The sequence below is a fragment of the Leptotrichia wadei genome (assembly GCF_007990445.1).
In the GTDB taxonomy this organism is placed as follows: domain Bacteria; phylum Fusobacteriota; class Fusobacteriia; order Fusobacteriales; family Leptotrichiaceae; genus Leptotrichia; species Leptotrichia wadei_A.
In genome coordinates this window covers 580,687-592,484 of record NZ_AP019841.1, presented here as the reverse complement: position 1 = coordinate 592,484, position 11,798 = coordinate 580,687, and the positions used below count along the sequence as shown (strand labels likewise).

Annotated in this window: 11 protein-coding genes; 2 read left to right on the top strand and 9 right to left on the bottom strand. The window is 30.7% G+C overall.

From position 1 onward, the window contains the following. Positions 1–285: 285 nt before the first annotated feature. The 6 genes from FVE74_RS12110 to FVE74_RS02940 all read right to left on the bottom strand — a co-directional run bounded on the left by FVE74_RS12110 (position 286) and on the right by FVE74_RS02940 (position 7,330). A complete protein-coding gene (locus FVE74_RS12110; RefSeq protein ID WP_255460306.1) occupies positions 286–408 on the bottom strand; it encodes a hypothetical protein in 123 nt (40 codons plus the stop codon). An 805-nt stretch (positions 409–1,213) separates the two neighbouring features. After that, complete coding sequence (locus tag FVE74_RS02960; protein ID WP_147003159.1) at positions 1,214–2,311, bottom strand: RNA-guided endonuclease TnpB family protein; 1,098 nt, start codon at positions 2,309–2,311, stop codon at positions 1,214–1,216. Between the two features lie 497 nt (positions 2,312–2,808). Beyond that, complete coding sequence (locus tag FVE74_RS02955) at positions 2,809–3,036, bottom strand: hypothetical protein (protein ID WP_147003158.1); 228 nt, start codon at positions 3,034–3,036, stop codon at positions 2,809–2,811. 776 nt (positions 3,037–3,812) lie between these two features. Beyond that, positions 3,813–4,502, bottom strand: coding sequence for an HAD family hydrolase (locus FVE74_RS02950; protein WP_147003157.1), 690 nt, complete (start codon positions 4,500–4,502; stop codon positions 3,813–3,815). A gap of 465 nt (positions 4,503–4,967) precedes the next feature. Further along, positions 4,968–5,993 (bottom strand): type 2 isopentenyl-diphosphate Delta-isomerase, encoded by a 1,026-nt coding sequence (fni, locus tag FVE74_RS02945; RefSeq protein WP_147003156.1) that lies wholly within the window; start codon positions 5,991–5,993, stop codon positions 4,968–4,970. A 251-nt stretch (positions 5,994–6,244) separates the two neighbouring features. Continuing rightward, positions 6,245–7,330, bottom strand: coding sequence for a phosphomevalonate kinase (locus tag FVE74_RS02940; RefSeq protein WP_147003155.1), 1,086 nt, complete (start codon positions 7,328–7,330; stop codon positions 6,245–6,247). A gap of 158 nt (positions 7,331–7,488) precedes the next feature. Here FVE74_RS02940 and FVE74_RS02935 point away from each other — a divergent pair, with 158 nt between their 5' ends. Both FVE74_RS02935 and FVE74_RS02930 read left to right on the top strand, forming a co-directional pair. Further along, on the top strand, positions 7,489–8,247 hold the full coding sequence (locus FVE74_RS02935) for a nitroreductase family protein (protein ID WP_147003154.1): 759 nt from the start codon (positions 7,489–7,491) through the stop codon (positions 8,245–8,247). A 315-nt stretch (positions 8,248–8,562) separates the two neighbouring features. Beyond that, on the top strand, positions 8,563–9,144 hold the full coding sequence (locus FVE74_RS02930) for a hypothetical protein (protein ID WP_147003153.1): 582 nt from the start codon (positions 8,563–8,565) through the stop codon (positions 9,142–9,144). A 245-nt stretch (positions 9,145–9,389) separates the two neighbouring features. Here the strand turns inward: FVE74_RS02930 and frr are convergent, their stop codons facing one another. The 3 genes from frr to tsf all read right to left on the bottom strand — a co-directional run bounded on the left by frr (position 9,390) and on the right by tsf (position 11,795). Beyond that, positions 9,390–9,947 carry a ribosome recycling factor gene (gene frr / locus FVE74_RS02925; protein WP_147003152.1) on the bottom strand — a complete coding sequence of 186 codons (558 nt, stop codon included), beginning with the start codon at positions 9,945–9,947 and terminating at the stop codon, positions 9,390–9,392. A gap of 49 nt (positions 9,948–9,996) precedes the next feature. Further along, on the bottom strand, positions 9,997–10,707 hold the full coding sequence (pyrH, locus tag FVE74_RS02920) for a UMP kinase (protein ID WP_147003151.1): 711 nt from the start codon (positions 10,705–10,707) through the stop codon (positions 9,997–9,999). 203 nt (positions 10,708–10,910) lie between these two features. Next, complete coding sequence (tsf, locus tag FVE74_RS02915) at positions 10,911–11,795, bottom strand: translation elongation factor Ts (protein WP_147003150.1); 885 nt, start codon at positions 11,793–11,795, stop codon at positions 10,911–10,913. Positions 11,796–11,798 lie beyond the last annotated feature (3 nt).

Sequence of the window (11,798 nt, the reverse complement as noted above, 5' to 3'; positions counted from 1 at the left end):
TCAGAATAGCCTTATTTTTCAAAAAACCTTTCAAACACCCTCAACAAAGTCCAGCAAATCCTGGTGGGAATGGGGATGGATGAGGGAGAGTCCTTAAGGGGGGGCCATAGAGGACTTTCGTAGTGATAATTATTAACCCACCATTAAAGCAAAAATGATGGATTTAGTGATTTGATAGTGATTTCAAAGTGAAAATCTCCCTATACTTCCCTAAATTCTCCAACCTTAAACAGTAAATCCTAATAAGATGCCAAGCCAAATATCCAGTTCCTCTACCAAAAGCCGTCAGCCGCTTCCAGTTTCCAGCCATCTATTTTCCTGATCCTTATAAATTCCTGTCCAAGCCCTTATCCATACCAATTCCGTCCCAAAACCTGCCCGAACTCCGTATTCAACGCATGAAATCAATATTAAACACAACAGATTTAATAGCTCAACTTTACAAAACTTATTTTCTCTCAACCTTTACCTTTTTTTCTATATTATAAATTATTAAACCCATATCTTTTTAAAAGACTATTGATATATTCTTAGTATACCCTATCAAAAAAGATAAGTCAAGTTTTTTTCAACATTTCGCCCCCTTTTTAACCGTTTTTTAAAAATTTCCTAATCATTTTTCCCTTTAACATCCCCCATATTTTCCCTATATTTCCCTTATATTTCTAAAAATTTCCCTCCAAAAAATTTTTTATTTTTATTAATAATCTTTGTATCTACAATTATTCAAAAAAATTTCATTTGACATTTTCTCAAAATATAATATAATAAAAGCACCTTAAAACCCTAAGGGTAACTTATAAAACAAAATAAAAATTATTGACAAATTAGGCTAGTTTTTTCTAGCTTTTTTTGTTAGAATTAACTTTTATAATCAAATAAAAATGTCGTGATTTTTTTGGAATAAAAACGATGTTTGAGCATAGCGAGTTTCGTTTTTATTTCAAAAAAATGCTTAGACAAGCCAGGGATGCAAGGGGGATGGCGACTGTTCCCCCTTGCACTTTTAAAATAAAATAATATATAAAGAAAAGTTTTAACTTCTATTCACAAAAATAACCAAAAAACACTCCTTAACAAAGTCACAAAATCTCCTATTGTGAACTACTCCCGCTTTTAGAAGCGGGAGCTTCTTGGGAAGTATCTGCTTTTGTTAGCCAAATATATTTACCAAGCTCTTCGGGTAGTTCCTACCCTGTCTTCTTTTATTTTCCTAATATTCCAACATCAATTTTCCAATGTTTTTTATATTCAATGCCGCATTGTAATCCCTATCAATTTCAATCCCGCAGCACTCACATTTATAACTTCTTTCTGATAATTTCAGTTCCTCTTTAATATTTCCACATCTACTACAAGTTTTCGATGACGGAAACCACTTATCTATCTTCAAAAATTGTTTCCCTAAAAACATCAGTTTATACTCAAGCATCCTCAAAAACATTCCCCATCCATTATCTCCTACACTTTTACCAAAATTTAATGCCTGGCTCATGCCTTTCATATTCAAATCCTCGACAATCACAGCATTATACGCTTCAGACAAATTTTTCGACAATTTATGCAAAAAATCCCTTCGGCAATTTTTGATATACTCATGTAATCTTGATATTTTCGCTTTTTGCTTATACCAATTTTTAGAAAATTTCACTTTTCTCGATAATGATTTCTGTAATTTTTTCAATTCTTCTTCCAACATCCTAAAGTATTTTGGATAATCAGCCCTTTGGTTTTCAGAGCTGACAAATAATTCAGACATTGAAAAATCAAGTCCAATTACTTTATCATTACTTGGGATTTTTTGAATTTCTTTTTCAAATTCTGTTAAGATGGAAACATAGTAATTTCCATTACTGTTTGTCAATGTTACTGACTTTATCTTGTAATCCTTCGGTATTTCTCTATGATATTTTAATTTTATTCTTTTCAATTTTGGCAAGACCAAATATTTATTCTCCTCAATTCGTATCGAATTGTTCACACAATTTGTCGTGTAACTTTTAACATTATTCTTTTTAGATTTGAACCTTGGAAATTTTGCCCTCTTTTGAAAGAAATTCATAAACGATCGTTTTACATTCAATTGAGCATTTGAAAGTGCTAGACTGTCGACTTCTTTTAGAAATTGATTTTCACTTTTCAAACTGGCAGGTGTAACTATTTTATTTTTTCCAGTTTCTTCATAAATCTTATTAGCAGTATACAAAATCGTATTATAAACAAAACGAACACATCCAAAAGTCTTATTTATCAATAATTCTTGATCTTTATTTGGATAAATTCTGTATTTGAATGCTAAATTATATTTCATAAAATTACACCTCCTTTTGATTTTGAATATATTTTTTAATTATTTTTTTAGAAACTTTATTATTAATGATTTTTCTTTGATATTTTATATAAAAATTGTATCATGGATATGTCCTTTTTTCAATTTTTTTTACAAAAAAAGCAATTCATCTCCCACTTGTAGAAGTCGGAGACTTCTTGCTATCTTTTTGTTAAAAATTGGAACTAAAAAACTGGAAAAATCCAGTTTTTTTTGTTAAAATTAATTTTTATTCAAAAAAATCACAGATTTTATACCTGTGACTAATAATCATTATTCATTTCTTTTAGATCGAATATAAAATCCAAAACCTGTACTGCCAAGAAATCCTACAAATATTTTTAAAATATCAATTAAAATTTCTTTATTACCTGTAAGTAAACATAATGCAACTAATATCAAAAAGAAAAACATTCCTAAAATAGAAACAATAAAGATCTTTTTATCCCTATCTTTTGTAATTTCAGCAGAATTTTTTATTATCTGACATTATTTAGTACCTCTCTAAAAGTATTTTGAAATTTATTTTTAGATCTATGTTCATATCTATTCAAAACTTTCAAAGTAGAAGTTTCGACATCAACAACGACTTTAAATATAGAAAACCCAATCTTCTTATTTAATTTTCTCGTCAATTCATTAACTCTAATATATTCATCTAAAAAAGACTTTGTATATAATCGTACTTTCCTTTCATAAATCACCATTTTTCTCCTCCCTTCATCTACAAAATAATTATATCAAAAAAAAATAAAAAAAACAATTATTAAACTGGTTTTTTCCAGCTTTTTTCAACAATACAAATCACAATTTACCGTCGGAGCATTTTTATGTGCTGGCAAAACTGTCTGAGCGTAAGCGAGTTTTTTGCCAGTACATAAAAATGTCGTAGACTAGCCAGGGTGCAGGGGCATGGCGATGATGCCCCTGCTTAAAAAATTCATTTGACATTTCCATAAAATATGATATAATAAAACTACCTTAAAACCCTAAGGGTAACTATCATAAATATAAAAATGTTGACAAACTAAGCTGGATTTTTCTAGCTTTTTTTGTTATAATAATTTTGAGTTCAACAACTCATTACATTTATGATAGGAGGTTCAGAGCCGTGTCAAATGAGGATCTTATCAGACTTATCATTGTTCTATACATCGTTTATAGAATAACTAAATAGTCTGACAAAACCGAATTTCACCTCTACCTCTGCCCTTTATAATTTACCGTCGGAGCATTTTTATGTGCTGACAAAACTGTCTGAGCGTAAGCGAGTTTTTTAGTACGTAAAAATATCGTAGACTAGCCGGGGATGCAAGGGGGATGGCGACTGTTCCCCCTTGCACTTCTAAAATAAAATAATATATAAAGAAAAGTTTTAACTTCTATTCACAAAAATAACTTAAAATCTTAGAATTAGTAAAACTTTTTAATCTGGTAATTGACGTCTTTATGTTAAAATAAGTTAAATATAAAATCAGAAAATTTACTTCCAAAACAACTTATCAAATAAAGTCTTCCTTTTAGGCATCCCCTCAATCTTAACCCCCTTCTTTATCCAATACTTTTTACAAGCAATATCATACAAAGGCTCATCCGCCAAGCTATCCGAATAAAACTTCAAAATCTCATATTCAAACCCATTTTCCTTCGCCCATTCATCCAGCTTCTTAACTTTCTCCTCCCCCTTATTATTCTCCCCATCAATTTTCGCAACAAAAGTTTCCCTGCCATCTTTTCCATCATTCACAAAATTAGTCCCAAAAACCTTATCATACCCAAGCGACAGCAAAAAATTCTCAATCAAAAACAAAGGGCTAGCCGAAGACACAATAACCATCTCGCACTCCTTCTTATTTTTTTCCAATTCCTCCCTTGTCCAAGAATAAATTTTATGCCTCTTAGTCTCCCAAAACCCAGCCACCAGTTCCTCAACCTCTTCCTTAGAATGTCTCTCCAAAAACTCAAAATATCTCTCTTTCAAAGCCCTCAAGTCAATTATTTTCAGCAAATAAAAAATCAAATCCTTAGAATATTTCATCATAAACAAAATCGACCTAACAGGATACTTTTTCAAATAAAACACCGAAAAATTAACCCCCGTCTCCCCATCATAAAGTGTTTTATCAAAATCGTAAACAATAATTTTCTTCTTCCCAACTTCTTCTTTTCTCATCTAATAAACTCTCCTCCCATTTCCCAATAACAAATCTAACTTTAAAAAAATTTATTTGACATTTTCATAAAATATGGTATAATAAAACACCTTAAAACCCTAAGGGGAACTTAATTGTATAGTATAAAAAATGTTGACAAATTAGGCTAGATTTTTCTAGTCTTTTTTGTTATAATAAAACTAACTTGTTCGTTAGATAAAATTTACTAATAAATTAAACTGGAAAAATCCAGTTTTTTTTGTTTCAACGAATTAATCTTTATAATTAAATAAAAATGTCGTGATTTTTTTGGAATAAAAACGATGTTTGAGCGTAGCGAGTTTCGTTTTTATTTCAAAAAAATGCTTAGACAAGCCGGGGATGCAAGGGGGATGGCGACTGTTCCCCCTTGCACTTTTTAAAATAAAATAATATATAAAAAAATGAATTAACTTTTATTCACAAGAATTATCTAAAATTTAAATCTAGAAATTTAAAAAATCCTCTTTTTGCTGCATAAAAAATTCCAATGTTTTCCCATACAAAATATATTTAACATTCCGTAACTCCCTAATATTCCGAGCATTCAAAGCACACATTATCATCCTGCACTCATTCTTCCAGCTCTCTAAAATTTCAATCACTTTCTCAACCTCATACTTCACAGCCAATTCTAAAATTATCTTTGAAATTCCTACTGCTCTTGCCCCCAAAACTAATGATTTTACAATGTCTAACGGATTTCTAACTCCTCCACTTGCAATAATTTCCACTTTATCCACATAATCTTTCAGATTCAAAAGGCAGGAAACCGTAGTCTGCCCCCAATTATCCAAATAATGGAGCCCATTTTCCCGTCTCATATTTTCAATAAATGCAAAGCTAGTTCCCCCACGACCACTAATATCAAAAGTCTTTATTCCAAGTTCAAGCCCCTTTTTCACCGTATTCTCAGTCATCCCAAACCCAACTTCCTTCAAAACAATCGGAACTTCAATATTTCTCGCAAATTCTCTCAAATTATTCTCCCATTCCCTAAAATTCCTGCTTCCTTCAGACATAATAAGTTCCTGCATAAGATTAACATGAACTTGTAAAAACAGCGGATCCAAAGCCTCAACAGCCTTAATCCCAGCCGTAAAATTCTTATCAATCCCAATATTCGTAGCAAGTTTCAATCCAGGATTTTCCCTTTTCACAATTTTAAACGAATCATCCCCAACATTTTTCAAAGCTGCACTATAAGATCCAGTTACGAATAACAACCCACATTCACTCGCAACTCTCGCCAACTTCTGATTAATCTTTTTCGCATTCTCACTTCCACCCGTAATTGCATTAATAAAAAACGGCACTTCAAATTCACACCCTGCAAATTGAGTTTTCAGCTCAATTTCTTCAAGATTATATTTTGGAATAGAACAATGAATAAGCTCAACCTCATCAAAGCTATTATACTCACTCCTATGCTCCAACGCATACCTAATATGCTCATCTTTCCTATTTTTCAATTTTTTCTCCTCTTTTTATTTATTTAAATCATTTATAAAAGTTTAAAATCCAACAAAAACTATGTTTTTTATGACTAATTTCTCTGTTTTTCTACATCTAATTCCTTCTTTTCCCCACTCTCTGACAAGGGATCTTTACCTCTTGTGACAATATACACAAACTTTAGTATTTAATAAAATAAATATCTTGAAGCAAGGGGTCTTGACCCCTTGTATAAATAAAAAAACTTAGATTATTGAAACATATCTATTTATAATTTTTCAGAATACAACAATTCAATCCCCAGTTTTTTCCATTTTTCTACAACTATTTTAGTATCCCTTTCATCAAAAGAAAATGCAATTCCACAATCTCCACCACCTGCTCCACTGCTTTTTGCACAAATATCCAAATTTTTTGTGGCATTCACCAATTCTTTTAGTTTTTTACTATAAATATTTTCATCCAAATTTTCAAGCAATTTCCCATTTTCATCAATACATTCTTTAATTGCCAACTTATCCCTATTTTTTATAGCTTCCCTAAGTTTTTTCACAATTTCTTCCACATCCTTCAAAAAATTTTCACTTTCACAAATAGAACTTTTCACAATGTTTATCAAATCCTTTGAAATAGCAGGCTCCTTTGTCCATCCAGCCAAAAATTCACAGCTTAAGCTATTTTTATCCTTTCGATTAGGTTCTTTTTCATTAAAATAAAGTTCAGAAATTTCATAATTCCAGTCAGTTTCTAATACATCTTCCAAAGTTTCCTTTTCTATTAATTCTCTAATTCTCTTTCTGTCAAAAGATCTGTAAAAAATAAGATTTTCATAAGAAATGCAGGCAATATCGCCCATAGAGCCATTATCTCCACGTTTTAGCAAGACATAAGAAGACAATTTAAAAAGCATTTCCTTAGAAATTTCCAAGTTATATAAGCTCAAAATGGACTTTATTGTCAAAATTACAACACTCCCGCTTGAGCCAATTCCAAATTTTTTCCCATCTCTTTCCATTTTCCCAGTAATTTTCATCTCAAAAGGCTTGATTTCCAAATTTTTTAACTTTAAATATTCGCTCATAACAGATATTGCTTCACAAATAAGCAAATAATTTTTATCAAAATTTTGCAAAATATTTTCATTATTAAAAGTATCTTTTTCAAGAGTCAATTTATAGTCAAACATATCTGAAAAAACCGTATATTCATCCGTATCTGAAAAACTTATTCTTGATTCCATAAATATATTTACATTTTTTATAATCGCACTCTGCCCAGCCGTCAAAATTGAATATTCTCCGGCGATATAGAGCTTTCCACAAGTTTTATTAGTTATTATTTTATTTTCCAGCATTTTTTTCTCTTTCAATTTTTTTATTTTTTTTTAGTTAATAGAAAATTTATCATTTATTTGTAAATTATACCATAAAAAAATAGGATTTTAAACTGTTTGACAATAGAAATATAATATGATACCATTAATTAATAAAATTTAAAAAGGAAGTGGTTTTAATGAACGAATTAATAAAACAATTACAAAATAGACGTTCTGTAAGGGAATTTACAGGCGAAAAATTAAAGGAAGAAGATCTTCAGACAATTCTTGAAACTGCCCAAAGAGCTGCAAATTCAATTAATGGTCAGCAAACTTCATTAATTGTCATAAGAGATAAGGAAAAATTAGCAAAAATCGCAGAATTATGCGGCGGACAAAAACATATCGCCCAAGCCGAAGCATTCATTTTTGTACTAATCGACTTCCACCGTGGAGTTTATGCTTCAAATTCACTTGGAAAAAGAAACATCGCTCCAAAATCAGCCGATGGAATCCTAGTCGGAGCAGTAGATGCCGGAATTATGGTAAATGCCCTGCAAACTGCAGCTTTTGCCCTTGGTTACGGAAGCACTGTAATAGGAGCAATTAGAAAAGAAACAAAAGAATTCATAAAAATGCTAGGACTTCCAAAATACGTCTTCCCAATTATAGGAACAACAATCGGAGTCCCTGCCGAAAGAAACCTGACAAGAGTAAAACCAAGAGTCCCACTAGATACATTCGTATTTGAAGACACTTATAATGCTAAAAAAGTAGAAGAAGGCGTAGAATTCCACGAAAAAGACACCATAAAATGGCGTGAAGAAAACAACACCCCACAACTGCCATCATACAAAGAAATGCTAGTAAGAATCTACGAAAACTTCTACAACAAGTCAAAACAGGACTTAGAAGACCAAGGATTTAAATTTACTGATGACTTGGAAGAACAATAATTTAAAATTATTTTTTTGATTAAAATAATCATTATTGGAAATTAAAAATGTCGTGATTTTTTGGAAATGAAAATTTCTGTTTGAGCGAAGCGAGTTTAATTTTCATTTTCAAAAAATGCTTAGACGAGCGGGGTTTGCAAAGGGGATGGCGACTGTTCCCCTTTGCATTTTTAAAAATAAAAAAATATAGAAAGTATAGGAATAACATATATTCATAAAAATAATTTAAAAAATAATAGATTATTCAATGAAAACTTTAATAACAATAAAAATAATATCTTGTATAATATATTAAAAAAATTTTGGAGGAAAAAGATGATAAAATTTACAAAAGCAAGAAAAATATTAATGGGATTAATGGTATTGGGACAATTAACAGCAGTTCCTGCTATTGCGAATGCCGCTCCAACCGCAAAAGAAGCCACAGAAATCAAAAAATATGATTCATTAGATACTGCAGCAAAAGATTACGCAAAAGCTCTACAAGAAATTTCAAATTACGGTTCACGTGAAATGTTAAAATCAATTAACCCAGATGTTGACAAATATGTTGCAAAAATAAATGACCCAACATTAAAAAAACAATGGGAAGATTCAAATACAATGCTTATTGAACAATTTGAAGTATCAGTTTATAAAGTAAATGAAAATGGAAATGATGGCGAAGTTGTATTTTTGATTAAAGGATACGATGAAAAGGCATTAGATAAATATTTAGGAGATAATGCAAGCCAATATGCAAAAGTTGACAGCGGAAAAGATGAAATCGAAGTTGACATTGAAAAATATATAAAACTTCAATATAATTATTTAAAAAATACAAAAAAAATCAATTTAGCAACATCTACTGTTAAATTTGCCAAAGGAAGCGACAATAAATGGCAAGTTACTAAATAAATTTTTCTTTGTAATTTAGCAGCAAAAATTTTTGACTTGTTATTTATAACCAAAACTATTTAAAATTAAACTATTAAAAACTATGTAAATTTAAGAGCTGAATAGTAGTCATAGTTTTTGAATTTAGTTTTAAGGCAGTTTTACTGTAAATATGGAATTTAAAATAAATATCCAAATAAAAAAGCTAGAGAAATCTAGCTTAATTTTTTTTACAATAACAAAATATAGTTTAATTCTATTCAAGACTAAACTGTTAATAATTCTTTTTCCTTTTTATTCAAGGCATCATCAACTTGTGCGATAAATTTATCTGTTGTTTTTTGAACTTTTTCTTCATTTGATTTCAATTCATCTTCTGTAATTTCACTGTCTTTTTCAAGTTTTCTTAATTTATTGTTGATGTCTTTTCTTACGTTTCTAATTGCAACTTTTCCTTCTTCAGCTTCTTTTTTTACCATTTTTACATATTCTTTTCTACGGTCTTCTGTAAGTTCTGGCACAAGAAGTCTAATAACCTTTCCATCATTTGAAGGATTAAATCCTAAGTTTGCCTGTAAAATTGTTTTTTCAATCACTGGAATTAACGATTTATCCCAAGGATCAATTACTAATAATCTAGCTTCTGGAGCTGAAACTGTTCCAACTTGGTTAAGCGGAGTTGGCGAACCATAAGCTTCCACAGTTACTCCGTCAAGCATAGAAACGCTCGCACGTCCTGCTCTTACATGTGAAAATTTTTCTTTTGTATTTTCCACAGATTTTGCCATTTTTTCTTCAGCTTCTTTTAAAATTGCGTCTAACATTCTTACCACCTTTTTATTTTTATTTTTTCAATTTTTTACCTAATATTTTTTATTTTTTTACAGTTGTTCCTATATCTTCACCTTGAGCCATTTTTAGTATATTTCCTTCTTCCAAAGCGTTAAATACTACAATTGGCATTTGGTTTTCCCGGCATAGTGAAAGTGCCGCTGTATCCATTACTCCTAAATTTTTTGAAATTGCTTCATCAAAAGTTACAGTGTCATATCTAACAGCATCACTAAATTTCATTGGATCCTTATCGTAAATTCCATCAACTTTTGTACCTTTTGCAAGCACATCCGCTTGAATTTCCACAGCTCTTAAAGCTCCCGAAGAATCTGTTGTAAAGTAAGGATTACTTGTTCCACCTGCAAAAATAACAACTCTTCCCTTTTCCAAATGTCTTATAGCTTTACGTCTTATGTAAAGTTCTGCCACTTGCGGCATTTGAAGCGCAGTCATCACACGTGTCGGAACTCCCAGACTTTCGATTGAATTTTGTAATGCCAGCCCATTCATAACAGTTGCAAGCATTCCCATTGTGTCGCCAGTAACTCTGTCGAACCCTTTTTCCATCCCGCTTATTCCACGAAAAATATTTCCACCGCCAATAACAATAGCAATTTGTACACCTTTTTCATGAACATCCTTTATTTGTTTTGCAAAACTTTCAAGCACTTCATTTGAAAATCCAAATTCCTTATCCCCTGCAAGTGCTTCTCCACTTAATTTTAATAATATTCTTTTATATTTAAACATTTAGGAGCCTCCATAGATTTTATTATTTTAAATAATATTTTTATACTAAATCCCATTAAAAATAGAAGTCCTGTTATATTATTGCTAACAAGGAGTCTTAATCCCTTGCAAAAAACTTCATAACTGGTCAACTATTTAAATAAAAATAATTATTTAAAAATTTGCGAAAAAATAAGGGGATTTAATTCCCCTTATAGTAAAAATTAATTTCCAGAAATTTGTGCAGCTACTTCAGCAGCGAAATCTACTTCTTCTTTTTCGATTCCTTCTCCAACTTTAAATCTGTCAAATGAATTTATTGTGCTAGGGGCAATAAATTTTCCAATAGTAACGCTGTCATCTCTAACATATTTTTGTTGTACTAAACAGTTTTCTTCGTAGAATTTTCTCATTTTTCCTTCTAATATTTTTTCAATAATATTAGCAGGTTTTCCTTCTGCAGTCAATTGATGTCTTGCAATTTCTTTTTCTCTTTCCAAGTCATCAGCTGTAACTTCTGATTTATCCAAGTATTTTGGATCCATTGCAGCAATGTGCATTGCAACGCCTCTTGCTTTTTCAATATTTTCAGGAGTAGCTTCTCCATTAACATCTAATAATACACCAATTTTTCCACCCAAGTGAATATAAGTTTCAATGAATCCATCAGTAGAAATTACTTTTAATCTTCTGATATTCATATTTTCACCAATTTTAGCAATTAATTCAGTTAAGTGAGTTTCAACTGTTTTTCCTTCAAATTCAATTGCCTTCAATTCATCTTCACTTGTCAAGTCATGATTTAAAGTCAAATCTACTAATTTTTCCCCAAATGATTTAAATTCATCATTTTTAGCAACGAAGTCTGTTTCAGAGTTGAATTCCAAGATAGCACCTTTTTTTCTATCTTCAGAAACTGCTGCAAATACCAATCCTTCTGCTGCAACTCTTCCAGATTTTTTAGCCGCTTTAGCAATCCCTTTTTCTCTTAACCAGTCAATTGCTTTTTCAATATCTCCACCGTTTTCTTGTAAAGCTTTTTTACAGTCAAGCATTCCTGCTCCTGTTCTTTCTCTTAATTCTTTAATAAGTGCTGTTGTAATTGCCACTTT

Coding starts and splice junctions, on each gene's coding strand:
- FVE74_RS02960 (WP_147003159.1), bottom strand. CDS start 2,311: ATGAAATATAATTTAGCATTCAAATACAGAATTTATCCAAATAAAGAT.
- FVE74_RS02955 (WP_147003158.1), bottom strand. CDS start 3,036: ATGGTGATTTATGAAAGGAAAGTACGATTATATACAAAGTCTTTTTTA.
- FVE74_RS02950 (WP_147003157.1), bottom strand. CDS start 4,502: ATGAGAAAAGAAGAAGTTGGGAAGAAGAAAATTATTGTTTACGATTTT.
- FVE74_RS02940 (WP_147003155.1), bottom strand. CDS start 7,330: ATGCTGGAAAATAAAATAATAACTAATAAAACTTGTGGAAAGCTCTAT.
- FVE74_RS02935 (WP_147003154.1), top strand. CDS start 7,489: ATGAACGAATTAATAAAACAATTACAAAATAGACGTTCTGTAAGGGAA.
- FVE74_RS02930 (WP_147003153.1), top strand. CDS start 8,563: ATGATAAAATTTACAAAAGCAAGAAAAATATTAATGGGATTAATGGTA.
- frr (WP_147003152.1), bottom strand. CDS start 9,947: ATGTTAGACGCAATTTTAAAAGAAGCTGAAGAAAAAATGGCAAAATCT.
- pyrH (WP_147003151.1), bottom strand. CDS start 10,707: ATGTTTAAATATAAAAGAATATTATTAAAATTAAGTGGAGAAGCACTT.